The sequence below is a fragment of the Pseudomonas sp. NY15437 genome, from assembly GCF_048068435.1.
Lineage (GTDB): Bacteria > Pseudomonadota > Gammaproteobacteria > Pseudomonadales > Pseudomonadaceae > Pseudomonas > Pseudomonas nitroreducens_B.
The window spans coordinates 339940-364523 of sequence record NZ_JBLUQC010000004.1 but is presented as its reverse complement, the minus strand read 5'-3'; the positions used below and the strand labels follow the sequence as shown (position 1 = coordinate 364523).

Below are 24584 nucleotides of genomic sequence, written 5' to 3'. Positions count from 1 at the left end.
CCTGCTGTTGCGGAGTCGCCGCCCGTGCATCAAGCGCGGGAGAACAGCGACCCGAGCCGGCGGAGGAGACTCGGCCGGCTGATTCCTTGGGGATTCGGATGAGGCAGCGCGAGCACCTTCGAGAAAGCCTCGGCGCGCTGGCTCAGGCGATGCCGCTCGAACACCAGATCGTGCCCGGCGCGGGCGATGGCCGCAGCCTGCTGCGGATCGGCCAGCAGCTGGCGGTACTTCTCCATCAGCTCTTCGAGCGTGTCGTAGTGCACCACGTTGCGCATGTCGATCAGGCCGAGCAGGTCATCCTCGGTCGGCTGGCGCTTGGCGACCAGCACGCAGCCGCAGGCCATGGCCTCGAAGTTCTTCGCCATGTACTCGTTGAAACCGATGTCCGCACTCAGGAAGAAGCGGATGCGGTTGAGCACCGTCAGGTATTCGTCGGGATTCTCGGTGCGCAGCAACTGCAATGGCGTCTGCTCGGCCACACGGTCGAGCAACTCCTTGCGCCGCCCGTAGACCTTGCTCTTCACTCGGCCGACGAAGGCCAGGTCGATGTCGCGCGCCAGCCCGAGGTCCTTGAGCTGGCGGTCGTCGAAGGCCTTGGGCACGAAGTGGGCATTGACGCCCTGCTTGGCGAAGTAGCCGCGCACGGATTCGCTGGTGTAGATCACCGGCGCACCCTTGAGCGAATGGAAGAAACGCAGGAACTTGCCGTAGAACTTGCTCTCGCCCATGAACTCCTGGTACGCGTCCTCCTCGTAGTACACCAGCCCCGGCAGGGCGCGCACGCTGTCGAAGGCGTGCGCGGCACGGCGCAGCGGGATGTCGAAGAGCACCCGCTCGTAACCGGAGGTGTCCAGGTTGGACAAGGTGCGCGGCAGGTCGCGGATTTCCTCCTTGCTCAGCTTGATCATGCGCGAACCGGGGTTCAGCGCGATCAGGCCTTCATAGAGGGTATCCAGCGAGCGGGCGCGCTCCTGGCGGTTGATGATCAGGACACGCATGCTGGCGCTCCGCCGGTCACTGCACGCCGTCCTTGACCACCAGGATGTCCTGCATGATCAGGTATTGCAGGTCCGAGCCGTAGAACATGTTCAGGGCGTCGGTCGGCGAGCAGATCATCGGTTCGCCGCGGCGGTTGAGCGAGGTGTTGAGCGCCACGCCGTTGCCGGTGAGCTTCTCCAGTTCCTTCATCATGTCGTAGTAGCGCGGGTTGAACTCGCGCTTCAAGACCTGGGCGCGGGAGGTGCCGTCCTCATGGACGACTTCCGGCACGCGGGTCTTCCACTCTTCGTTGACTTCGAAGGTGAAGGTCATGAAGGGCGCCGGGTGGTCGATCTTGAACATCTGCGGGCCGACGGTATCGAGCATCGACGGGCAGAAGGGTCTCCAGCGTTCGCGGAACTTGATCTGCGCGTTGATGCGGTCGGCCACGCCGGCCACGCTCGGGCAGCCGATGATCGAGCGGCCGCCGAGGGCGCGCGGGCCGAACTCCATGCGACCCTGGAACCAGGCCACCGGGTTGCCCTCGACAAGCACCTTGGCGATGTACTCGGGCACGTTGTCGATCTTGCGCCACTGCGGCTTGGCCTCGTGGCGGGCGCAGGCGGCGATGACGTCTTCGTTGCTGTATTCCGGGCCGAGGTAGACGTGCTCCATCTTCTCGACCGGCACGCCGCGCTCCCAGGACACGTACGCGGCGGCGCCAACGGCGGTGCCGGCGTCGCTGGCCGCGGGCTGCACGTACAGCTCCTTGACCTCGGGGCGGGCGATGATCTTCTGGTTGAGCTTGACGTTCAGCGCGCAGCCGCCGGCGAAGGCGATCTTGCCGGTCTCGCGGATGATGTCGCCCAGGTAGTAATCCATCATCTCCAGCGCCAGCTTCTCGAACAGGGCCTGGATGCTGGCGGCGTAGTGGATGTAGGGATCGTCGGCGATGTCGCCTTCCCGTTTCGGGCCGAGCCATTCGATCAGCTTGGGCGAGAAGTAGTAGCCCTTGCCCTTTTCCTTGTAGCGGCGGAAGCCGATGACGTTGGCGTAGTCGGTGTTGATGATCAGCTCGCCGTTCTCGAACTTGGCGAGACGGGAGAAATCGTACTTGCTGGCGTCGCCATAGGGCGCCATGCCCATGACCTTGAACTCGCCGTCGAGCATGTCGAAGCCGAGGTATTCGGTCAGCGCGCCGTAGAGGCCGCCCAGGGAGTCCGGATCGTAGAACTCCTTGATCTTGTGGATCTTGCCGTTCTCGCCATAGCCGAAGAAGGTGGTGGCGTACTCGCCCTTGCCGTCGATCCCGAGGATCGCCGTCTTCTCCTTGAAGCCCGAGCAGTGGTAAGCGCTGGAGGCGTGGGCCAGGTGGTGCTCGACCGGCTGGATCTTGGTCTTCTTCAGGTCGAAGCCCAGCTGCTGCAGGCACCACTGGATGCGCTTGTAGTAGCGGTGGTAGCGGCGGTTGCCGAGCAGGATGGCGTCCAGCGCGCGGTCGGGCGCGTAGGCGTAGCGCTTGGCGTAGTGCCAGCGGGCCTTGTCGAAGATGCTGATGGGGGCGAACGGAATGGCCACCACGTCAACGTCGGACGGCTTGATCCCGGCCTGTTCCAGGCAGAACTTGGCCGACTCGTAGGGCATGCGGTTCTTCGCGTGCTTGTCGCGGACGAAGCGCTCTTCTTCGACGGCCGCGACCAGCTTGCCGTCGATGTACAGGGCGGCGGAAGGGTCATGGCTTACGGCGCCGGACAGGCCGAGGATGGTCAATGCCACAGGGTCTAGCCTCTTTCATCTGGGCGGGTGCCAGGCACCCGCGGTAAACGTTCGTCGAGCAGCCGGTGCAGTGCGCTGCCCTCTGGCCAGTTGCGCAGGAAACGCGCACGGTCGCGGGCATAGGCGCGGGCGAAGCTCGCTTCGCGCGAGTGACGCTGCATGGCATCGAGGTCGATCAGCGACCACTGCCCGCCTTCGCCCTGCTCCTGCCAGAACAGGTTGTGCCCCTTCAGGTCGCCATGGCTGATGCGCTCGCGCACCAGCGCCGCGAACAGTCTGTCCAGGGCTGCAAGGTCTGTTTCCGGCGGCAGGCCGCTCCCTGCCTGTTGCTCCAGGTAGGGTTTGAAACGGGCGATTATATCCTGACCGGCCAGGTAATCGGTAATCAGGAAGGCGGGGCCGCGTAGCCACAGCCAGCGCCGCTCGATCACCGCCAGCGGCTTGGGCGTGGCGATGCCGAGGAAGTCCAGGCGGTTGCCCTCGCGCCACGAGGCCCAGGCGCGGCTGGGGCGCCAGAAGCGCTTGAGCCAGTGCAGCAGGTTCTTGATGTTGTAGCGCTTGACCACCAGCGGCCGCCCATCGAGTTCCACACGGGCGACGGTCGCGGCACCGCCGGTCTTGTAGATATGCCCCCTGGCAATGAAGGCATCGGGATCGGCCAGCAGCGGCTGCAGCCCCTCCTCCTGCTCGCGGCGCACTGCGCGCAGGCCGAACGGGCCCTTGAGCACGCTGAACAGGCTGCAGTCGCGAGCGATCTTCTTCATCAGGTCGCCGACGCGCCAACGGCGGACCCTGGCGATTTCCTTCTGCAGGGCCTCCAGCGGCAGGGCGTGCTCGCCATTGGCCAGCAGGTAGTGGATCAGCAACTCTTCCAGGTAAGGATCCAGGCTCGCCGGCAGCTGGGCGAAGAACACCCCGAGGTTTTCCAGCACGCGCTTGCGCGACAGCGGCTGGCCGGGGGCTTCCGCACGGATGCCGGCGCCGTCGATCAGGTACAGCGTGCCGCCCTGGCGCAGCAGGTTGTCCAGGTGCAGGTCTTCCTGCCACAGGCCCTTGGCGTGCAGCTGGGCGATGGCGGTGAACGCCTCGGCGATGACCGCGGTCTGCGCGTCGGACAGCAGCGGCTCGGCTTCCACGGCGCGCCAGGCGTCCCAGAGGCTCTGGGCGTTATCGAGGAACTTGAAGAGCAGCCAGCCGCCCTCGCCGTCTTTCAGGCCGTCGGCCAGCAACTGGGGCGTACTCAGGCCCTGTTCGGCGAGCAGGCGTACACCATCGCGTTCACGCTGGAAGTGCCGCGCGGCCTTGCCGCCGACCAGCAACTTGGCCAGTACCGGGCGCCCGCGCCAATTGGCCGCACCGACGTAGCGCTGGCCGGGCAGTACGCGCAGCAGGCTGTCCAGGCGCAGTTCGGCCGGGCCGGCGCCGTCTTCCAGCTCGATGCGCAGGGGCAGCGCCGGCGTGCGGCCGGCTTCGCGCAGGGCGGAGAGCCTCATGCGCGGTTTTCCTTCTTCTTGCGACGCGCGCCCAGTCGGCGGTACCAGTCATCGACTTCCGGGCCGCCGGACGCGGTGCCCAGGTACGCCGCCAGCAAATTGCGCACGTCGGTCTCGTTCCAGTCCGGCGCGCGGCGCAGCAGCGGTTCGAGGTCGCGCACGCGGTCGCGCTGGCCGAACCACAGCGGGCGGGTCTTCTCCAGGTCGATCAGGGTCGCCTCGAAGGCATCGTCGGTTTCGCGCAGGAAGATGTGCTTGGGGTAGAAGCAGCCGTGCATCTGCCCGGCCTCGTGCAGACGACGGGCAAGCATGCCGCAGGCGCGCAAGATCGCCTGGCGACGCTCGGCGGGCAGGTTCGACCAGCCCTGCAGCAGGCTGTCCAGATCGCGCCAGCCATCCAGGGCGCGGGTCATGAGGATTGCCCGGCGCTCGCCGCCGACCTGTCGCGCGCCGAAGAAGGCTGCCTGCATGGAGGGGATGCCGAGCTGGTGGTAGCGCTGGATGTTGCGGAACTCGCGGCTGAAGGTTGGCTCGCCCAGCGGGCGCTTCAGGCTACGGGTCAGGTGGTTGCTCTGGCGCTTGAGGTAGTAGGCGGTGCCGTCCAGCTCCAGGCGGTACACGCTGCTCCAGCCGCCGCGCTCGGTGTTGGGCTCGTCCACGGCCACCAACTCCAGGGCCCACAGGGCATCGAAATCGGCCAGGGCATGGCTTTCCAGCAGGGCCTGATCGCCCTCGGCAATGAAATCCTTCACTCGCGTCCCTCGAAGAAATGAACGATGTGGCGGACGCGCTTCTTGTCCGACGCATTCAGGCGCTCACGCCGGCGGTACAGCAGGTAAAAGCGCAAGCGCTGCGTGGCCGACAGCTGACGCTTGGCGACCTTGTCCAGCGTGGCCAGGTCCTTGGTAATGCGGTAGCGCAGCATGAAGCCGATCCAGAAGTCGCCGATCGGGCAATCGATGAAATACACCGTGCCCTCGCCATCGACCAGGATGTTGCGCCACTTCAGATCGTTATGGGTGAAATGATGGTCATGCATCGTCCGCGTATAGCGCGCCAACTGCTGCATGACGTGATCGACCCAGGCACGGTCCTTCAGCCGAGGATCCTTTTGCTTGGCCAGGGCCTGCAGGTCCTCGGTGCCAACCAGCTCGCGGGTGATGATCGCACCGCGGGAGAAACCGCCGTGCTCCCGCTCCAGACCGTAGGCCACCACCTGCGCCGTGGGGATACCCCACTTGGCGAACTGCTTGAGGTTCTGCCACTCGGCCTTCACCCGCGGGCGCGGCAGGAAGCGGCGAAACCCCTTGCCCGGCTTGCGGTAGCGCTTGACGTAATAGCGCACGCCATCGCGCTCGATGCGCACCACGTCGGACATCGCATCCTTGGTAATGCGCTCGCCTTGCAGGGCGAACACGGCATCCAGGCTGCCGAAATCGGCGGCGAGATGCTGGTAGTCGGCTTCGAGTACCCAGCCGGCCATCAGAGCAGGTCTCCGTATCGTTGTTTGCGGTCGTAGAGCTTGGCTGCCTTGCGCTCCATCCATGCCAGCAGCGCGGCTTCCTCGCGGAGGATGTCACGCAGGGGGCGCTGGAAGTAACCGCGCAGGAAGCGCAATTTGTCACGGCGCGTGAGGCCGATGTCCAGCGCGGAGAAGTACAGCGCCGCCAGGTCCTTGTTGCGCCAGCGGCGCGGCGTCGCGGCGCGGGTCTGGGCGCGGTGCAGGTCGATCACCGACAGGCGCAGGTCGTCCGCGCTGATCGGCCGATCGGTGTGCAGCAGGAAGTGGCAGATGTAGCAGTCGCGGTGGTTGACCCCGGCGCGGTGCATGGTGCCGACCATCGTCGCCACTTCGGCGATCAGCGCGCGCTTCAGGCGCGGCTCGGGTGGCGTCTGCAGCCAGTCCAGCGACAGGACTTCCAGGTCGGTGGTGGGCGCCAGCTCCTCGGTGATGATGAAGGAGTGCTGCGCGGCCGGGTTGCCGCCGCGCTCGCCGTAGGCCACCGAGGTCATGGTCGCCACGCCGGCCTGGTGCAGGCGCTCCAGGGCGCGCTGCTCCTGGCCCGCGCCCAGCACCGGGAGCTTGGCGCTGAACAGGTTCTTGACGATCTCGCCCCAGCCGATGCCGCGGTGGATCTTGACGAAATAGCCGCGCCCATCGACCTCGGTACGCAGTGTGCGGCGGCCTTCCAGTTCGCGGTAGACCTTGCCCTGCAGGCGCTCGACCTCGACGAAGGGGTCCTTGCCGGCCCACAGGCGCTTGAAGGGCTCGTGCAACTCAAGCTTCATGGAAACCGCCTTTGTAGGAGCGAGCTCGCTCGCGAACCTGCATGGCACTCCGGGTGGCCGGGAGAGCATTCGCGAGCAAGCTCGCTCCTACCAGAGCAAAAGCGTTCATGCGCGCTCCTGCAGGATCAGGTCGGCGGCGTGCTGCGGCATGCTGTACAGGTCCGCGGTGTCGGCGAAGGCCAGGCCGTTGCGCCCCCACTCCGCCCGCGCCGCGTCGTCTTCCAGCATCTGCTGGAGCATGCCGTTCAGGCGTTCCTGCTCGAAGGGCGACGGCACTACGCGGCCGGCGTTCGCCTCGTCGATGTAGTGGGCGTAGCCGCACACGTCGGTGACCAGCACCGGCAGGCCCGCCACCAGCGCTTCGAGCAGCACGGTGCCGGTGTTCTCGTTGTAGGCCGGGTGGATCAGCAGGTCGGCGCCGAGCAGGAAGCGCGGAATATCGCTGCGCCCCTTGAGGATCTGCACGTTGTCCGACAACCCCAGCGCCTTCACCTGCAGCAGGAAGGGCTTGGGATCGTCCTGGCCGATGGCGATCAGGCGGGTGCGCTTGCGCAGGGAGCGCGGCAGCGCCGCCAGTGCCTTGAGGCTGCGGTCCAGGCCCTTGGTCTTGAAGCCGGAGCCGATCTGCACCAGCAACAGGTCGTCGTCCGCCAGCTTGAACTCTCGACGGAACTCGGCGCGGATTTCGCCGGCGTTGGCCGGCGCGCGGCGGTCCTGGGCGATGCCCGGCGGCAGCAGGTGGAAACGGGATTCAGGCGTACGGTAGTGCTTGATGAACAGCGGCTGCTGGACCTCGGAGATCATCAGGATCTCGGTTTTGGACTCCGGCGCGAACACCGCGCGCTCGTAGTCGGCGAAGTGCTTGTAACGGCCCCAGCGGCGATAGAACCCGTTGCGCAGGGTCTGCGCCTTGTCCTCGAAGCAGCCGTCGGCGGCGTAATAGACATCCAGGCCGGGCATCTTGTTGAAACCGATCACCCGGTCCACCGGCGAACGCGCGAGGTCGGCGGCCAGCCAGGCGCTGAACTTCTCGTTGCGGCGGTGGTTGAACAGCGATTTCACCGGCGCCACGCGCACGTCGAAGCCGGGCGGTATGTCGCCTTCCCAGATCGGGGTGTAGACACGGATGGCATGGCCGCGCTGCTGGCACTCCAGCGCGATGCGCATGAAATCGCGTTGCAGCCCGCCAAAGGGGAAGTATTTGTAGAGGACGAAAGCCAGGGTCATCGAAGCGTCTCCGGGGCCAGCAGCAGTGCCTCCAGCTGGGTGGCCACGCGCTGGGGATTCAGGCGCGTGAAGCACAGAGGCTGTTCATGCCGCAGGTCGAACTGACGCTTGTCGTCGGCCGTCGGCTGGTAGGTGCAGGTCTTCTGCAGGCAGGGGGCGCACGGCCAGTCACTGGCCAGGTGCACCTGCGAGCGCCCGTAGGCGCCGGTCAGACCGGGATTGGTCGGGCCGAACAGCGACAGCGTCGGCACGTCCAGGGCAGCGGCCAGGTGGCCCAGCCCGGTGTCCACCGCCACGCAGGCGGAAGCGCCGGCCAGCACCTTTGCCATGCCCGCCAGGCTTAATCTGGGGAGCACGGAGGCATTTTCCAAGCCTTCGGCCAGGCGCTCGGCGCGCTGCCGCTCGGCGTCGTTGCCCCACGGCAGGCGCACCGACCAGCCGCGTTCGCCCATGCGCTGGGCCAACTCGCGCCAATAGACCTCGGGCCAGTGCTTGGTCACCCAGGTGGTGCCGTGGAGGAACACCAGGTACGGGTCGCCATCCACGGCATCCAGCAGGCGATTGCGGTCCAGGCCGTAGTCGCCGGTGCCGGCGGGCAGCGGGTAGTCCAGCGCCTGGGCGAACAACTGGCGCACGCGCTCGACGGCGTGCTGCCCCCAGGCAACCGGGTAGGTGCGGCGATAGAAGCGGCTGGCGGCCGGCTCGCGGGCCGACGCCTTGTCCAACCCGGCGACAGGCGTGCGACGGCGTGCATAGCGGGTCAGCCAGGCGCTCTTGAGCAGGCCCTGGGCATCGATCACCAGGTCGTAATCCACTTCCTTGAGGCGACGCTTGAAGCGCCCCCACTCACCGCTCTTGAAGGTTTGCCAGAGGTTCTTGCGCCAGCGGCGGATCGCCACCGGGATCACCTGGGCGACCGCCGGATGCCAGGCCGGAATCTCGGCGAAACCTTCTTCCACCACCCAGTCGAACTGGATGCCGGGAATGGCGCGGGCGGCGTCGGTCAACGCCGGCAGGGTATGGATGACATCGCCCAGGGACGACGTCTTGATCAGCAGGACCCTCATTCCACATCAACCGGATCGGCAACCAGGCGGTCCAGCGCTTCGATCACCGGACGCGGCTTGAGCTCGCGCAGGCAGTTGTAATGGCCGAAGCGGCACACGCGATCGAAGCAGGGGCTGCACTCCAGGCCCAGGCGGACGATTTCCACCGCATCGGCCAGCGGCGGGGTGAACTGCGGCGAGGTGGAACCGTAGACCGCCACCAGCGGGCGATTCAGCGCGGCGGCCACGTGCATCAGGCCGGAGTCGTTAGTGACCACGGCGCCGGCGCAGGACATGAGGTCGATGGCCTCGGCCAGGGCGGTCTCGCCGGCCAGGTTCACCGCCTCTTCGCGCAGACCGGGGATCAGCCGCATGCGGATGTCTTCGCCGCCGGGATGGTCGTTCTTCGACCCGAAGATCCAGACCTGCCAGCCAGCACGGATCTTCGCTTCGGCGACCTTGGCGTAATACTCCGCCGGCCAGCGCTTGGCCTCGCCGAACTCGGCGCCGGGGCACAGCGCCAGCACCGGGCGATCCAGGCTCAGGCCGAACTTGGCCAGCGCCGTGTCGCGGCTTAGCGGGTCGATGGACAGGCGTGGCTGTGGATAAGGTTGCGGCAGCGCGGCGCCCGGCTCATAGGCCAGGGCCATGAAGCGCTCGATCATCAGCGGATAGCGCTCTTTATCCAGCGTGCGGATGTCGTTGAGCAGGCCGTAGCGCATCTCGCCCTTCCAGCCGGTGCGCGTGGGGATGCCGGCGAAATACGGCACCAGCGCCGACTTCAGCGAGTTGGGCAGGAGGATCGCCTGGTCGTACTGCCCCTTGAGGGACTTGCCGATGCGCCGGCGCGAGGCGATGTCCAGCACGCCATGGCCGAGGGGGAAGCTCAGGGCCTGGCGCACCTGCGGCATGCGCTCGAGGATCGGCCGGCTCCAGTCCGGCGCCAGCACGTCGATCACGCAGTCCGGATGCTGCTGCTTCAGACACTGGAAGAGTGTCTGCGCCATCACCATGTCGCCCACCCAGGAGGGGCCTACGATCAGAATTCTCATGCCTTTTCCGAAAAACGACCGGGGAGGCTCTCGCCTCCCCGTATTCCATTCATCCAGCCGTGCGGCAGGTGCCCTCACGGTTGGGTGCCGAGCAACGAATGCCGGCAGTCTAGCCCAGCCTTCATGCCGGCCGGGCGGATTTCGTCACTCCCTGTGACCTGGCGCAATGGCATCATGCGCCGGCTCCTGATCCCACCCTGGCCCGCGCAGGCCACCCGACAGCGCGGCGCGCTCCGGCGATGGTCATTGCGCCGGATGCCAGTGACTTCGTGGGGAAAACGCAGCGAATCAGGTCAGCTCGAAGGCCTTCCACATCTGCATCACCATGCGTCGTTCTGCATGGAAGTGGTCGCCGCTCACCACGCCCGGCTGCTTCTGCAGGGACAATCGGTGCGCCGCCGCCCGGTAGGCCTTGTAGGCGTCCTGCAGCTTCAGGACATCCTCGCCGGACATCAACCCGACCCGCTCCAGGGCTTCCAGGATGCGGATGTTATCGGTGAACTCCACCAGTTCCGGGTGCTGCCAGGACCACGCCAGGGCCGCGTATTGCACCATAAATTCGATATCGACGATACCACCGGCATCCTGCTTGAGATCGAACGGGGCCGCGGCCTCGAAGGCATTCGGCGCGGTGCCGGCGGCGGTGCTCGGGGTGCCGAGGTTGTCGCGCATCTTGGCGCGCATTTCACTGACGTCCCTGCGCAGCTCCGCCAGGTCGCGCTGCTGGCCCAGGACCTTGGCGCGGATCGCCTCGAAGGCCTTGCCCACGCGCGGGCAACCGGCGAGCACGCGGGCGCGCACCAGCGCCTGGTGCTCCCAGGTCCACGCCTCGCCCAGCTGGTAGGCCTCGAAGGCGCGCAACGAACTGACCAGCAGGCCCGACGCGCCGCTCGGGCGCAGGCGCATGTCCACCTCGTAGAGCATGCCCGAGGGCGTCTGCGCGGTGAGGAAGTGGATGATCTTCTGCCCCAGGCGCGTGTAGAACTGCGCGCCGTCGATGGACTTCTCGCCATCGGTCTCGCACTGCGGGTCGCCGTCGTGGATGAACACCAGATCCAGGTCCGAGCCGTGGCCCAGCTCCAGGCCGCCGGACTTGCCGTAGCCGATGATGATGAAATCCGGATCGCACGGCGTGCCATCGGCACGGGTCGGCCGGCCGTGGCGCTGCACCAGCTGGTCCCAGGCCAGGCTCAACACCTGCTCGAGGATCGCCTCGGCCAGCCAGGTCAGGTAGTCGCTGACCTTCATCAGCGGCAGGGTGCCGGCGATCTCCGAGGCGACCACGCGCAGGGCATGGGCCAGCTTGAAGTGGCGCAGGGTTTCCATCTGCTGTTCGAGGTCATCCTCGGGAATGCGCATCAGCCGCTCGCGCAGCTCGGCGCCCAGCTCGGCGGCCTGCGGCGGACGGAACAGCCGCCCCTCGTTCAGGAGCTCGTCGAGCAGGATGGGGAAGCGGGCGATCTGCTCGGCCACCATCGGGCTGGCCGCGCACAGCGTCAGCAGGCGCTCCAGCGCCCCGGGGTTCTCCGTCAGCAGCACCAGATAGGCCGAGCGCCGCGCCACTGCCTCGATCAGCGGCAGGGTGCGCTCGAGCAGCACGTCCGCCGGGCCGCGCTCGGCGATCATGTTCAGCAGGCGCGGCATGAAGGCGTCCAGCCGCTCGCGGCCCAGGCGCTGCATGGCGCGCACCTGCGGGCCGTTGCGCAGGTCGGTGAGGCGCTTCCAGGCCGCGGCCGGCTCCACGAACCCGGCATCGGCGAACTGCCGGCAGGCAGACTCCTCGTCCACCGCCTCTTCCCACAGCGGAATCCATTCGCCGCCGATGGTGGTGTCCACCTGCCCTTCTTCATCTTCGTCCGGGTCGGCGATGACCTGGCGGAAGTGCCAGTCGATGCGCTCGCGCCACTGGTTGGTCGCCTGGTGGAACGCCGACCAGTTGGCGAAGCCCATGATGAAGGCCACGCGGATCCGCTCGAACTCGTCCTCCGGCAGCATCTGCGTCTGCCGGTCGGCGATGGCCTGCAGGGCGTGTTCGGCGTAGCGCAGGAATTCGTAGCCCTCGCGCAGCTCGGCGACCACCTGCGGCGGCAGGTAGCCCTGCCCCTCGAGGATCGCCAGCACCCGCAGCAGCGGCCGCTGCTGCAGGCTCAGGTCGCGGCCGCCGTGGATCAGCTGGAAGGCCTGGGCGATGAATTCCACCTCGCGGATGCCACCGGCGCCCAGCTTGATGTTCTCGCTCATGCCCTTGCGCCGGACTTCCTGCTGGATCAGCTGCTTCATGGTGCGCAGCGCTTCGATGGCGGAGAAATCCAGGTAGCGCCGGTAGACGAACGGGCGCAGCAGCTCCAGCAGGCGCTGGCCGGCTTCCTCGTCGCCGCCCACCACGCGGGCCTTGATCATCGCGTAGCGCTCCCAGTCGCGGCCCTGGTCCTGGTAGTACTGCTCCAGCGCGGCGAAGCTGTGCACCAGCGGGCCGCTGGAGCCATACGGGCGCAGGCGCATGTCGACGCGGAAGGCGAAGCCCTCGACGGTGATGGCGTCCAGCGACTTGATCAGCTTCTGCCCCAGGCGGGTGAAGAACTCCTGGTTGTCCAGCGCGCGCTTGGCGCCCTGGGTCTCGCCGCCCTCGGGGTAGCCGAAGATCAGGTCGATGTCCGAGGACAGGTTCAGCTCGCCCGCCCCCAGCTTGCCCATGCCCAGCACCACCATCTTCTGCGGCAGGCCCGAACGATTGCCGATGGGCACGCCGAACTGCTGGCAGTGGCGCTGGTAGAGCCAGGCCAGGGACTGGTCGATGCAGGCGTCGGCGAGGTCCGAGAGGTCGCGGCAGGTCCCGGCCAGATCGCTGCGGCGGGTCAGGTCGCGCCAGATGATGCGCACCTGCTGGCGCCGGCGGAAGCGACGCAGGCGGCGGCCCAGTTCGTCCTCATCGGTGCAGTCGGTCAGCAGGGCTTCGAGCTGCGCGCCCATCTCGCCGGGCTGCAGGCTCCGCTCCAGTTCGCCGGTCGCGGCCAGCGCCAATAGAAAGGCAGGATCGCGCTGCACCTGCTCGGCGACGAAGTCGCTGCCGGCAGTGACACGGGCGAAATCGGCGTGCCGCTCGTCGGGCCAACTGTCGAAACTGGCGATCTGCTCGGCGGAAAGGGCGGCGATGGCGGTGCGGAAATTCTGCTCAGCGCGCTCGGCGAGCGGCTTGAGCGTGGCCGGCAATGCGGCCAGGGACGGCAGGCTCATGGTCTATCCTGAGTGGTCGGCGAGGCGCCGGCATTCCTGTCTTTTCGCGCCCCTGTAGTTTTACTACTAACTTTTTCTGGCGGAGGGGTGTATCCGTTGGCGATTTGTAGTAAAACTACAACCCGCCGGGCGTACCCCCGGAGCACTTCCAAGAATTCGCCGCGTCGCCCACGAGGTTGGCGCAGCTATCGGCAACGATCTACTGGCTTCCGATTCTGGAAGCCTTTCCGCCCTGGAGCAAGCCATGCAAGACCTCGATCCCGTCGAAACCCAGGAATGGCTGGACGCCCTGGAATCGGTCCTGGACCGTGAAGGTGAAGACCGCGCCCATTACCTGATGACCCGCATGGGCGAGCTGGCCAGCCGGTCCGGCACCCAACTGCCCTACGCCATCACCACGCCCTATCGCAACACCATCCCCGTCACCCACGAAGCGCGCATGCCCGGCGACCTGTTCATGGAACGCCGCATCCGCTCCCTGGTGCGCTGGAACGCCCTGGCGATGGTGATGAAGGCCAACAAGAACGACCCGGATCTGGGTGGCCACATCTCCTCCTTCGCCTCCTCGGCGACCCTGTACGACGTTGGCTTCAACTACTTCTTCCAGGCCCCGACCGACGAACACGGCGGCGACTTGGTGTTCTTCCAGGGCCACGCCTCCCCCGGCGTCTACGCCCGCGCCTTCCTCGAAGGCCGCATCACCGAAGACCAGCTGAACAACTTCCGCCAGGAAGTGGACGGCAATGGCCTGTCTTCCTACCCGCACCCCTGGCTGATGCCGGACTTCTGGCAGTTCCCGACCGTGTCCATGGGTCTGGGCCCGATCCAGGCGATCTACCAGGCGCGCTTCATGAAGTACCTGGAAAGCCGCGGCTTCATCCCCGCCGGCAAGCAGAAGGTCTGGTGCTTCATGGGTGACGGCGAGTGCGACGAGCCCGAATCCCTGGGCGCGATCTCCCTGGCCGGCCGCGAGAAGCTGGACAACCTGATCTTCGTCATCAACTGCAACCTGCAGCGCCTCGACGGCCCGGTTCGCGGCAACGGCAAGATCATCCAGGAACTCGAAGGCGTGTTCCGTGGCGCCGAGTGGAACGTCAACAAGGTGGTCTGGGGTCGCTTCTGGGATCCGCTGTTCGCCAAGGACACCGCCGGCCTGCTGCAGCAGCGCATGGACGAGGTCATCGACGGCGAGTACCAGAACTACAAGGCCAAGGACGGCGCCTACGTGCGCGAGCACTTCTTCGGCGCGCGTCCCGAGCTGCTGGAGATGGTCAAGGACCTCTCCGACGAAGAGATCTGGAAGCTCAACCGTGGCGGCCACGACCCCTACAAGGTCTATGCGGCCTACCACCAGGCGGTCAACCACAAGGGCCAGCCGACCGTCATCCTGGCCAAGACCATCAAGGGCTACGGCACCGGCTCGGGCGAAGCGAAGAACATCGCGCACAACGTCAAGAAGGTCGACGTCGAGTCCCTGAAGTCGTTCCGCGACAAGTTCGACATCCCGATCAAGGATGCCGACCTGGAAAACCTGCCGTTCTACCGCCCCGAGGAAGGCAGCGCCGAAGCCAAGTACCTGGCCTCGCGCCGTGCCGCGCTGGGCGGCGTGATGCCGGTTCGCCGCGAGAAGAGCTTCAAGGTCCCGGTTCCGCCGCTGGATACCCTCAAGGCCATGCTCGACGGCTCGGGCGACCGTGAAATCTCCACCACCATGGCCTTCGTGCGGATCATCTCGCAGCTGGTCAAGGACAAGGAACTCGGCCCGCGCATCGTCCCGATCGTGCCGGACGAAGCCCGTACTTTCGGTATGGAAGGCATGTTCCGCCAGCTGGGTATCTACTCCTCCGTCGGCCAGCTGTACGAGCCGGTGGATAAAGACCAGGTGATGTTCTACCGCGAGGACAAGAAAGGTCAGATCCTCGAGGAAGGCATCAACGAAGCCGGCGCCATGTCCAGCTGGATCGCCGCGGGTACCTCGTACTCCACGCACAACCAGCCGATGCTGCCGTTCTACATCTTCTACTCGATGTTCGGCTTCCAGCGCATTGGCGACCTGGCCTGGGCCGCCGGCGACAGCCGCGCGCACGGTTTCCTGATCGGCGGCACCGCCGGCCGCACCACCCTGAACGGTGAAGGCCTGCAGCACGAAGACGGTCACAGCCACCTGCTGGCGGCGACCATCCCGAACTGCCGCACCTACGATCCGACCTACGCCTACGAGCTGGCGGTGATCATCCGCGAAGGCTCGCGCCAGATGATCGAAGAGCAGCAGGACATCTTCTACTACATCACCGTGATGAACGAGAACTACGTCCAGCCGGCCATGCCCAAGGGCGCAGAGGAAGGCATCATCAAGGGCATGTACCTGCTCGATGAGGACAAGAAGGACGCCGCGCATCATGTGCAGCTGCTGGGCTCGGGCACCATCCTGCGCGAAGTCGAAGCCGCCGCGAAGATCCTGCGCGAAGACTTCGGCATCGGCGCCGATGTCTGGTCGGTACCCAGCTTCAACGAACTGCGCCGCGACGGCCTCGCCGTGGAGCGCTGGAACCGCCTGCACCCGGGCCAGAAGCCCAAGCAGAGCTACGTCGAAGAGTGCCTCTCCGGCCGCAAGGGCCCGGTGATCGCCTCCACCGACTACATGAAGCTCTACGCCGAGCAGATCCGCCAGTGGGTGCCGAGCAAGGAGTACAAGGTGCTGGGCACCGACGGCTTCGGCCGCAGCGACAGCCGCCGCAAGCTGCGCGACTTCTTCGAAGTGGACCGTCACTGGGTCGTGCTGGCCGCGCTGGAAGCCCTGGCCGATCGTGGCGATATCGAACCCAAGGTGGTGGCCGAGGCCATTGCCAAGTTCGGCATCGATCCCGAAAAACGTAATCCGCTGGACTGCTGAGGAGAGGCACGATGAGCGAACTGATTCGTGTACCCGACATCGGCAATGGTCAGGGTGAAGTCATCGAACTGCTGGTCAAGGTCGGCGACACCGTCGAGGCCGACCAGAGCCTGCTGACGCTGGAATCCGACAAGGCCAGCATGGAGATCCCCTCGCCGAAGGCCGGCGTGGTGAAGAGCCTGAAGGTCAAGGTGGGCGACACCCTGAAGGAAGGCGACGAGATCCTCGAGCTGGAAGTCGAGGGTGGTTCGGCCGCCGCCGAAGCGCCCAAGGCCGAAGCACCGGCTCCGGCCGCCGAAGCACCGAAGGCAGAGGCTCCGGCCGCTGCCCCGGCCCCGGCCCCGGCCCCGGCTGCCGCACCCGCCGCTGGCGCCAGCGTCCAGGACATCCATGTCCCGGACATCGGCTCCGCCGGCAAGGCGAATGTCATCGAAGTCATGGTGAAAGCCGGCGACACGGTCGAAGCCGACCAGTCGCTGATCACCCTGGAATCGGACAAGGCGAGCATGGAAATCCCCTCGCCGGCCTCCGGCGTGGTGGAGAGCGTGTCGATCAAGGTCGGTGACGAAGTCGGCACCGGCGACCTGATCCTCAAGCTCAAGGTCGCGGGCGCCGCCGCCCCGGCCGCGGCTGAGGCACCGGCTGCCGCACCGGCTCCGGCCGCTGCTGCTCCTGCTGCCGCGCCGGCCCCGGCGGCCCCGGCCCCGGCCAAGGCTGCGGAAGCCGCCCCGGTGGGTGCGCCGAGCCGCGACGGCGCCAAGGTTCACGCAGGCCCCGCGGTGCGCATGGTCGCCCGCGAGTTCGGCGTCGAGCTGTCCGAGGTGAAAGGCACCGGTCCGAAGGGCCGTATCCTCAAGGAAGACGTGCAGGCGTTCGTGAAAGAACAACTGCAACGCGCCAAGTCCGGCGCGCCGGCTGGCGCTACCGGTGGCGCGGGCATCCCGCCGATCCCGGAAGTCGACTTCAGCAAGTTCGGCGACGTGGAAGAAGTGGCCATGACCCGCCTGATGCAGGTCGGCGCCGCCAACCTGCATCGCAGCTGGCTGAACGTGCCGCACGTGACCCAGTTCGACTCGGCCGACATCACCGAGATGGAAGCCTTCCGCGTGGCCCAGAAAGCCGTTGCGGAGAAGGCCGGCGTCAAGCTGACCGTGCTGCCGATCCTGCTCAAGGCCTGCGCCCACCTGCTCAAGGAAATGCCGGACTTCAACAGCTCCCTGGCCCCCAGTGGCAAGGCGCTGATCCGCAAGAAGTACGTGCACATCGGTTTCGCCGTGGATACGCCGGACGGCCTGCTGGTGCCGGTGATCAAGAACGTCGACCAGAAGAGCCTCCTGCAGCTCGCCGCCGAAGCCGCCGAACTGGCCGAGAAAGCGCGCACCAAGAAGCTCTCCGCCGACGCCATGCAGGGCGCCTGCTTCACCATCTCCAGCCTCGGCCACATTGGCGGCACCGGCTTCACGCCGATCGTCAACGCGCCGGAAGTGGCGATCCTGGGTGTCAGCAAGGCCACCATGCAGCCGGTGTGGGACGGCAAGGCCTTCCAGCCGCGCCTGATGCTGCCGCTGTCGCTGTCCTACGATCACCGCGTGATCAACGGGGCGGCCGCCGCGCGCTACACCAAGCGCCTGTCCGACCTGCTGGGCGATATCCGCACGCTGTTGCTGTAAGGGAATGGCCTACGGTCCTGCTACGCGGACGCACAGCAGACCGCAGGCCCTTTCCACGTGTTGTAAGGGGTAGGTCCGCCTACCCTTCCTCTCGACGAGCACGCCACGCTCGTTCTCTCCAGCCCTGCCGGATGGCGGGGCTTCTTTTTTGCCGGACCGGCGGTTACGCCGCGCTCCCGCCCCTGGCTCAACTTCGCACCGTGACGGCCGATACAGTCTTGGCTTGTCATGGCCCCGTGCCTCATGCAAATCTTGCCAACGCCCATAGAAGTCGGGCGAGGCCATGTACCTCGTCCAGCACCCTGGAAATCCACCGCGCATGAAGAGTCATCCCGATGCCGCCAGCCGTCAGGCGGCCGAGGTTGTCACGCAGCTTCCCGTCCCTTCGAGGCTCGGGATGCTGCGCTTCGAGCGCCTGAACGAGCCCAGCTGGACCCTGCTGTTCCTCGACCCCGGCTGCGAACGCCAGATCGGCGTGCCGGCCCACGACCTCTGCGGCATCCTCGACGCCCCCTACGCCAGCCTGATGGAGCCCGAAGCGCGCCATCGCCTGCATGAGCAGGTGCAGCAGCAACTCCTCAAGGACGGCCGTTACCGGGTGCGCTACCTGCTCCACTCGCCACGCGGCACGCTCAACGTGCTGGAGGTCGGCGAGAGCTTCCAGCAGCACGGCCGCCAGCTGCTTCACGGCTACCTGCTGCAGACCGAGGGCGACGAGCAGGACACCGAGCTGGACCCGCGCCTGCTGGACCTGGAAGCGCAGAACATCCGCCTGAAGATGTCCCTGGAGATGTACCAGCGCTCCCAGGACGAACACCTGCAGCACCTGGTGCGCTCGCGGACCCAGCAGAACCTGATCGTGCGCCTGGCGCGGCACCGTTACCTGTCCAGCGACCCGCTGCTCGAAGCCGCGCAGCTGATCGCCCAGGCCGCCTGCGAGGCCTACGACGTGGCCCGCGCCGGCATCTGGCGGCTGCATCCGGACCATCGCCTGGAGGCGGTGACAATCTACCGCCGCGACATCGACCAGTACGAAAAGCCCCAGGACATCGACGCCAGCCACTTCCCCAACTACCTCGACGCGGTGCACAGCGGCCGCGCCATCGATGCCCACAACGCCCAGCAGGACCCGCGCACCCAGGAGTTGGCCAAGCGTTACCTGCGCCCGCAAGGCATCAGCGCCATGCTCGACGCCACCATCCGCGTCGGCGGCGAAGTGGTCGGGGTGCTCTGCCTGGAACACGTCGGCGAGGTGCGCATGTGGCAGAGCGACGAGATCGCCTTCGCCGGCGAGCTGGCCGACCAGTACGCCCAGGTGCTGATGAACCACGAGCGGCGTAACGTCTCCAGCGCCCTGCACCTGTTCCAGCGCGCGGTCGAGCAGAGCGCCAGCGCCTTCCTGCTGATCGATCGCGACGGCCTGGTGGAGTACGTCAACCCGAGCTTCACCGCGATCACCCAGTACGGCGCCGATGAAGTGCGCGGCCGCCGCCTGCCGGAGCTGCCGGCATTGGCCAACTTGAGCGAGCTGCTGTTCGACGCGCGCTCCACCCTGGTCACGCAGAACAGCTGGCAGGGCGAGTTCCGTAGCCGGCGCAAGAACCTCGAGCCCTACTGGGGCCAGCTGTCGCTGTCCAAGGTCTACGACGACAAGGGCGAGCTGACCCACTACATCGGCATCTACGAAGACATCACCCAGAGCAAGCTGGCCCAGCAGCACATCGAGAAGCTCGCCTACCGCGACAACCTCACGGGGCTGGCCAACCGGCACTTCTTCATCAACGCCCTGGAAGAACGCCTGCAGGTGGGCAGCGAACACTCGCTGAGCCTGCTGCTGGTGGACATCGACAACTTCAAGCGGATCAACGACAGCCTCGGCCACCAGACCGGCGACAAGCTGCTGGCCAACCTCGCCCGGCGCCTGCGCAGCAGCCTGAGCGACAGCGCCACCCTGGCGCGCTTCGCCAGCAACGAATTCGCCGTGCTGCTGGAGGAATCGGTGGCCGGCCGTGGCGAGAAGGTCGCCGCGCAGATCCTCGATGTGCTCGACAAGCCGCTGTTCGTCGACAACCAGCTGATCAGCATCACCGGCTCGGTGGGCATCGCCTACGCGCCGCAGCACGGGCAGGACCCGCAGACCCTGATGAAGCACGCGGGCCTGGCGCTGCACAAGGCCAAGGCCAACGGCAAGCACCAGGTGCAGACCTTCACCGAGGCGATGACCGCCGAGGCGAGCTACAAGCTGTTCGTCGAGAGCAACCTGCGCCGCGCCCTGGTGCAGGACGAACTGGCGGTGCACTACCAGCCCAAGCTGTGCCTGCGCAGCGGCGCACTGCTCGGCCTCGAAGCGCTGCTGCGCTGGCAGCACCCGGAGAAGGGCATGATCCGCCCGGACCAGTTCATCAGCGTCGCCGAGGAAACCGGGCTGATCATCCCCATCGGCAAATGGGTGATCCGCCAGGCCTGCCGCCAGGTGCGCGAACTGGCCGCCAAGGGCCTGGGCGAGCTGCACATGGCGATCAACCTGTCGCCCAAGCAGTTCAGCGACCCGGACCTGGTCGGCTCCATCGCCGCCATCCTCCACGAGGAAAGCATCCCCGCCTCGCAGCTGGAACTGGAGCTCACCGAAAGCCTGCTGCTGGACGCCACCGACGACACCCGCCAGCAGCTGGAGCGCCTGAAGAATCTCGGCCTGACCCTGGCCATGGACGACTTCGGCACCGGCTACTCGTCGCTGAGCTACCTGAAGAAATTCCCCATCGACGTGATCAAGATCGATCGCAGCTTCATCAAGGACATCCCGGACAACCAGGACGACATGGAGATCACTTCCGCGGTGATCGCCATGGCCCACAACCTCAAGCTGCAGGTGGTCGCCGAAGGCGTCGAGACCGCCGCCCAGCTGGCCTTCCTGCGGCGCAACCGCTGCGACATCGGCCAGGGCTACCTGTTCGACAAGCCCATCCCCAGCCACGACCTTTCCTCCAGCCTGCAGCGCTACCCCTGCCGCCCGCACTGAGGCGCCCTGGCGCGGCGTGCCCGCAGCCAATTGCACCGGCGCGATCAAACATCCCGCAAAGCAAAACAAACGCTGTAATCTTCGGCGAGTACCCGAGTCTATTGCCGCCCCTTTCGTGAGGAGACGAATGCCATGACCCTGCGCTCGCAAATACTTGCCCACAAGCTGGAACTGCCCAGCTCCGCCCAGGCCCTGCCGGGGCGCGAAATCCCGATGCCGGTGCCTGAAGCGCATTACGTCAATGGCCGCCCGCTGACCGCGCCCTTCCCCGCCGGCGTGCAGCAGATCGTGGTCGGCCTGGGTTGCTTCTGGGGCGCCGAACGGCGCTTCTGGCAACAGCCGGGCGTGTGGGTCACCGCGGTGGGCTATGCAGGCGGCTACACGCCGAACCCGACCTACGACGAAGTCTGCTCCGGCCTGACCGGCCACAGCGAAGTGGTGCTGGTGGCGTATGACCCGCGGGAGACCAGCATCGAAGCCCTGCTGAAGGTGTTCTGGGAATCCCACGACCCGACCCAGGGCATGCGTCAGGGCAACGACACCGGCACCCAGTACCGCTCGGTGCTCTACTGGTTCGACCAGGCGCAGAAAGCCGCCATCGACGCCAGCCGCGAGGCGTTCCAGAAGGAACTCAGCGCCAAGGGCTACGGCGAGATCACCACGGAAATCCGCGAGGTGCCGCCGTTCTACTACGCCGAGGCCTACCACCAGCAGTACCTGGCGAAGAACCCCAACGGCTACTGTGGCCTGGGCGGCACGGGCGTCTGCCTGCCGGCGTAAGTGTGCTCGTGTAGGAGCGAGCCTGCTCGCGAACAGCCCCGCTGCGAGGCTGGCGCCCTGCGGGCGTGATCGCGGGCATGGCCCGCTCCTACAGGGAACACCGTGCCTACCGGCTGCGTAGGAGCGGACTCCGTCCGCGATTGGCCGAGCCCCGCGCCAAGCCTATCGCGGATAAATCCGCTCCTACGAAAGCCACAGGAAAAGCCCCGGCACGTGCCGGGGCTTTTTTCATTCGGCGATCAGCCAGTCCACCTGGCCGCTGCCTTCGCTCTGCGCCAGCGTCTGCGCCAGCCAGGGCAACAACCCGCGCAGCTCCTCGTCCAGCGGCCACGGCGGGTTGGCGATGACCAGCCCGGAGCCGTTCAGGCGGTCAGCGGTGTCGGCCGGATGCACGCACAGCTCCACCCGCAGCAGCTTCGGCGCGCTGCTCTTCTCCAGGCGCTGGTAGAAGCGCTTGAGCTGGCGCCGGTCCTTGATCGGGTACCAGATGGCGACCACGGTCTGGCGCATGCGGCCGATGGCCTCGTCCAGCGCCGTGACGCAGCGTTCCAGGTCGTCCGGCTGTTCGAACGGCGGGTCGATCAGCAACACGCCGCGCTTCTCCGCCACCGGCAGGAAGGCACGGGGCAGCAGCCAGCCATCGCCCTGATGCACCGAGATGCGCCGCTCACCGGCCATGTTAGCCTTGAGCAAGCGGCCGTCCTCGGGGTGCAGCTCGTTGAGCAGCACGCGGTCCTGCGGGCGGGTCAGGCGCCGCGCCAGCTCCGGCGATCCGGGGTAGAACTCCAGGCCGCCGTCGGGGTTCAGTGCGCTCACCACGCCCAGGTAGTCCTGCAGCAGCTCGGGCAGGTCATCGCGGCCGACCAGGCGGCCGATGCCCGATTCCCACTCCCCGGTGCGGCTGGCTTCATCGCCCAGCAGGTCGTACAGGCCGATGCCGGAATGGCTGTCGAGGTAGGCGAAGGGCGTGTCCTTGCGCGCCATCAGCGCGAAGAGGCGGGCAAGGACGATGTGTTTCAGCACGTCGGCGTGGTTGCCGGCGTGGTAGGCGTGGCGGTAGTTCATCGATAGCGGCTCCTCAAGGCGCGCAGTTTAGGTCCTGGGGCGGGTGCGGGGCGAGTCCGCCGTCGCCAGGGACTGCCGGGAGGCCGGGCCTTTTGGCCCTTTATCACGCTGATGGATGATTCTGTGCACGCTTCATTCACCAGACTAGACTGCGCCGATCCCTATGGAGGCCGATCCATGTCCGAGACCCTGCTCAGCTCCCGCAACCTCGCCTTCGAACTCTACGAAGTGCTCGACGCCGAGGCCCTGACCCAGCGCGAACGCTTCGCCGACCACAACCGCGAGACCTTCGACGCCGCCCTGGGCACCGCCCGCGGCATCGCCGAGGAGCTGTTCGCCCCGCACAACCGCAAGAACGACGAGAACGAACCGCAGTACGTCGACGGCGGCGCGGTGCTCATCCCGGACGTGAAGCCGGCGGTGGACGCCTTCAACGAGGCCGGCTTCCAGAACGCCTCGCGCAGCTTCGAACAGGGCGGCATGCAGTTGCCGCACCTGCTCTCGCGCGCCTGCTTCGCCCACTTCCAGTCGGCCAACATCGCCACCTCGTCCTACCCGATGCTCAGCATGGGCGCCAGCCACCTGATCGAGACCTTCGGCAGCGACGAACAGAAACGCCTGTTCCTCCAGCCGATGATCGAAGGCCGCTGGTTCGGCACCATGGCCCTGACCGAGCCTCACGCCGGCTCGTCCCTGGCCGACATCCGCACCCGCGCGGAGCCGGCCGCCGACGGCAGCTACCGGATCCGCGGCAACAAGATCTTCATCTCCGGCGGCGACCACCCGCTCTCGGACAACATCGTGCACATGGTGCTGGCCAAGCTGCCGGACGCACCGCCCGGCGTGAAGGGCATCAGCCTGTTCATCGTGCCCAAGTTCCTGGTCAACGCCGACGGCTCCCTGGGCGCACGCAACGACGTGACCCTGGCCGGCCTGTTCCACAAGATGGGCTGGCGCGGCACCACCTCCACCGCACTGAACTTCGGCGACAAAGGCGACTGCGTCGGCTACCTGGTCGGCAAGCCGCACCACGGCCTGGCCTACATGTTCCAGATGATGAACGAGGCGCGCATCGGCGTCGGCATGGGCGCCATCATGCTCGGCTACGCCGGCTACCTGTACTCCCTGGAATACGCCCGCGAACGCCCGCAGGGCCGCCCGGTGGACGCCAAGGACCCGACCTCGGCGCCCGTGGCGATCATCCAGCACACCGACGTGCGGCGCATGCTGCTGACCCAGAAGGCGTATGTCGAAGGCGCCTTCGACCTCGGCCTGTACGCCGCGCGCCTGGTGGACGACAGCGAAACGCTGGCCACCGAGGAGGAGCGCAGGCAGGCGCACGAGTTGCTCGACCTGCTCACCCCGATCGTCAAGTCCTGGCCCTCGGAGTTCTGCCTGAAGGCCAACGAACTGGCGATCCAGATCCTCGGCGGCCACGGCTATACCCGCGAATACCCGGTGGAGCAGTACTACCGCGACAACCGCCTGAACCCCATCCACGAGGGCACCCACGGCATCCAGTCGCTGGACCTGCTGGGCCGCAAGCTGGCGCAGAACAACGGCGCCGGCCTCAAGCAGCTGACCCGCCTGATCAGCCAGTGCTGCGAGCGCGCCAGCGCGCACCCGTCGCTGGACAAGCTGCGCGAGCCGCTGGAACAACTGATGGCGCGCCTGTCGGCGACCACCCTGAGCCTGCTCGGCGACCTGATGCAGGGCCGCGTCGCCCAGGGCCTGGCCAACTCGGCGCTGTACCTGAAGGTCTTCGGCCACGCCGTGATCGGCTGGCGCTGGCTGGAGCAGGCCATTCGCGCCGAGGAAGGCCTGGCGCGCGGCAACGCCGCCGACGTCGACTTCTATCGCGGCAAGCTGCAGGCGGCACGCTACTTCCTGACCTGGGAAGTGCCCTCCTGCCACCATGAACTGGCCCTGCTCGAAGGCCGCGACGACACCTGTTCCACCATGCAGGACGCCTGGTTCTAGGCCCCCGCATGCCCTTTGCGCCCCGGTCACGTCCGGGGCTTTTTTATGCGCGGCGGATGACCATGCGGCCGGGGCTGGGTTC

Annotated in this window: 16 protein-coding genes; 5 read left to right on the top strand and 11 right to left on the bottom strand. The window is 66.8% G+C overall.

The annotated features are described in order from the left end of the window. Positions 1-29: 29 nt before the first annotated feature. The 10 genes from ACNFIA_RS11835 to glnE all read right to left on the bottom strand — a co-directional run bounded on the left by ACNFIA_RS11835 (position 30) and on the right by glnE (position 13095). Positions 30-998, bottom strand: coding sequence for a glycosyltransferase family protein (locus tag ACNFIA_RS11835; protein ID WP_416785009.1), 969 nt, complete (start codon positions 996-998; stop codon positions 30-32). Positions 999-1014: 16 nt separating this feature from the next. Beyond that, the gene (locus ACNFIA_RS11830) at positions 1015-2754 is read right to left on the bottom strand and encodes a carbamoyltransferase (protein WP_259757720.1); all 1740 of its coding nucleotides are present in this window, start codon (positions 2752-2754) and stop codon (positions 1015-1017) included. Positions 2755-2759: 5 nt separating this feature from the next. After that, complete coding sequence (locus ACNFIA_RS11825; RefSeq protein WP_416785007.1) at positions 2760-4247, bottom strand: lipopolysaccharide kinase InaA family protein; 1488 nt, start codon at positions 4245-4247, stop codon at positions 2760-2762. Further along, entirely contained in the window at positions 4244-4999 is a 756-nt protein-coding gene (locus ACNFIA_RS11820) for a lipopolysaccharide kinase InaA family protein (RefSeq protein WP_259757723.1), read from the bottom strand. Before ACNFIA_RS11820 ends, ACNFIA_RS11825 begins: the two co-directional genes overlap by 4 nt. Then, positions 4996-5730 (bottom strand): lipopolysaccharide kinase InaA family protein, encoded by a 735-nt coding sequence (locus ACNFIA_RS11815; RefSeq protein WP_259757724.1) that lies wholly within the window; start codon positions 5728-5730, stop codon positions 4996-4998. The genes ACNFIA_RS11820 and ACNFIA_RS11815 overlap by 4 nt, the downstream gene beginning before the upstream one ends. Further along, the gene (rfaP, locus tag ACNFIA_RS11810) at positions 5730-6536 is read right to left on the bottom strand and encodes a lipopolysaccharide core heptose(I) kinase RfaP (protein ID WP_416785005.1); all 807 of its coding nucleotides are present in this window, start codon (positions 6534-6536) and stop codon (positions 5730-5732) included. Before rfaP ends, ACNFIA_RS11815 begins: the two co-directional genes overlap by 1 nt. A 105-nt stretch (positions 6537-6641) precedes the next feature. Then, positions 6642-7763, bottom strand: a complete 1122-nt coding sequence (locus tag ACNFIA_RS11805) for a glycosyltransferase family 4 protein (protein ID WP_416785003.1) — start codon at positions 7761-7763, stop codon at positions 6642-6644. Continuing rightward, positions 7760-8830: a lipopolysaccharide heptosyltransferase I gene (gene waaC, locus ACNFIA_RS11800; protein ID WP_416785001.1), complete on the bottom strand. Its 1071-nt coding sequence runs from the start codon at positions 8828-8830 to the stop codon at positions 7760-7762. Before waaC ends, ACNFIA_RS11805 begins: the two co-directional genes overlap by 4 nt. Continuing rightward, complete coding sequence (waaF, locus tag ACNFIA_RS11795) at positions 8827-9861, bottom strand: lipopolysaccharide heptosyltransferase II (RefSeq protein ID WP_416784999.1); 1035 nt, start codon at positions 9859-9861, stop codon at positions 8827-8829. The genes waaC and waaF overlap by 4 nt, the downstream gene beginning before the upstream one ends. A 288-nt stretch (positions 9862-10149) precedes the next feature. Further along, a complete protein-coding gene (gene glnE, locus ACNFIA_RS11790; protein WP_416784997.1) occupies positions 10150-13095 on the bottom strand; it encodes a bifunctional [glutamate--ammonia ligase]-adenylyl-L-tyrosine phosphorylase/[glutamate--ammonia-ligase] adenylyltransferase in 2946 nt (981 codons plus the stop codon). A gap of 244 nt (positions 13096-13339) precedes the next feature. Here glnE and aceE point away from each other — a divergent pair, with 244 nt between their 5' ends. The 4 genes from aceE (at position 13340) to msrA (ending at position 21457) form a co-directional block, all read left to right on the top strand. Further along, entirely contained in the window at positions 13340-15988 is a 2649-nt protein-coding gene (aceE, locus tag ACNFIA_RS11785; protein WP_259757731.1) for a pyruvate dehydrogenase (acetyl-transferring), homodimeric type, read from the top strand. 11 nt (positions 15989-15999) lie between these two features. Next, positions 16000-17658 carry a dihydrolipoyllysine-residue acetyltransferase gene (gene aceF / locus ACNFIA_RS11780; protein WP_416784995.1) on the top strand — a complete coding sequence of 553 codons (1659 nt, stop codon included), beginning with the start codon at positions 16000-16002 and terminating at the stop codon, positions 17656-17658. Between the two features lie 319 nt (positions 17659-17977). Beyond that, a complete protein-coding gene (locus tag ACNFIA_RS11775) occupies positions 17978-20677 on the top strand; it encodes a putative bifunctional diguanylate cyclase/phosphodiesterase (RefSeq protein ID WP_416784993.1) in 2700 nt (899 codons plus the stop codon). 132 nt (positions 20678-20809) lie between these two features. Further along, positions 20810-21457 carry a peptide-methionine (S)-S-oxide reductase MsrA gene (msrA, locus tag ACNFIA_RS11770; RefSeq protein WP_416784991.1) on the top strand — a complete coding sequence of 216 codons (648 nt, stop codon included), beginning with the start codon at positions 20810-20812 and terminating at the stop codon, positions 21455-21457. Between the two features lie 228 nt (positions 21458-21685). Here msrA and ACNFIA_RS11765 read toward each other — a convergent pair whose 3' ends face one another. Beyond that, positions 21686-22522, bottom strand: a complete 837-nt coding sequence (locus ACNFIA_RS11765; RefSeq protein ID WP_259757737.1) for a 23S rRNA (adenine(2030)-N(6))-methyltransferase RlmJ — start codon at positions 22520-22522, stop codon at positions 21686-21688. Positions 22523-22699: 177 nt separating this feature from the next. Between ACNFIA_RS11765 and ACNFIA_RS11760 the strand changes: the two genes are divergently transcribed. Next, the gene (locus tag ACNFIA_RS11760) at positions 22700-24502 is read left to right on the top strand and encodes an acyl-CoA dehydrogenase (protein ID WP_416784989.1); all 1803 of its coding nucleotides are present in this window, start codon (positions 22700-22702) and stop codon (positions 24500-24502) included. Positions 24503-24584 lie beyond the last annotated feature (82 nt).

Bases quoted from the DNA above. Each gene is read 5' to 3' on its own strand.
- ACNFIA_RS11835 (WP_416785009.1), bottom strand. From the start codon at position 998: ATGCGTGTCCTGATCATCAACCGCCAGGAGCGCGCCCGCTCGCTGGAT.
- ACNFIA_RS11825 (WP_416785007.1), bottom strand. From the start codon at position 4,247: ATGAGGCTCTCCGCCCTGCGCGAAGCCGGCCGCACGCCGGCGCTGCCC.
- ACNFIA_RS11815 (WP_259757724.1), bottom strand. From the start codon at position 5,730: ATGGCCGGCTGGGTACTCGAAGCCGACTACCAGCATCTCGCCGCCGAT.
- rfaP (WP_416785005.1), bottom strand. From the start codon at position 6,536: ATGAAGCTTGAGTTGCACGAGCCCTTCAAGCGCCTGTGGGCCGGCAAG.
- ACNFIA_RS11805 (WP_416785003.1), bottom strand. From the start codon at position 7,763: ATGACCCTGGCTTTCGTCCTCTACAAATACTTCCCCTTTGGCGGGCTG.
- waaC (WP_416785001.1), bottom strand. From the start codon at position 8,830: ATGAGGGTCCTGCTGATCAAGACGTCGTCCCTGGGCGATGTCATCCAT.
- waaF (WP_416784999.1), bottom strand. From the start codon at position 9,861: ATGAGAATTCTGATCGTAGGCCCCTCCTGGGTGGGCGACATGGTGATG.
- glnE (WP_416784997.1), bottom strand. From the start codon at position 13,095: ATGAGCCTGCCGTCCCTGGCCGCATTGCCGGCCACGCTCAAGCCGCTC.
- aceE (WP_259757731.1), top strand. From the start codon at position 13,340: ATGCAAGACCTCGATCCCGTCGAAACCCAGGAATGGCTGGACGCCCTG.
- aceF (WP_416784995.1), top strand. From the start codon at position 16,000: ATGAGCGAACTGATTCGTGTACCCGACATCGGCAATGGTCAGGGTGAA.
- ACNFIA_RS11775 (WP_416784993.1), top strand. From the start codon at position 17,978: ATGAAGAGTCATCCCGATGCCGCCAGCCGTCAGGCGGCCGAGGTTGTC.
- msrA (WP_416784991.1), top strand. From the start codon at position 20,810: ATGACCCTGCGCTCGCAAATACTTGCCCACAAGCTGGAACTGCCCAGC.
- ACNFIA_RS11765 (WP_259757737.1), bottom strand. From the start codon at position 22,522: ATGAACTACCGCCACGCCTACCACGCCGGCAACCACGCCGACGTGCTG.
- ACNFIA_RS11760 (WP_416784989.1), top strand. From the start codon at position 22,700: ATGTCCGAGACCCTGCTCAGCTCCCGCAACCTCGCCTTCGAACTCTAC.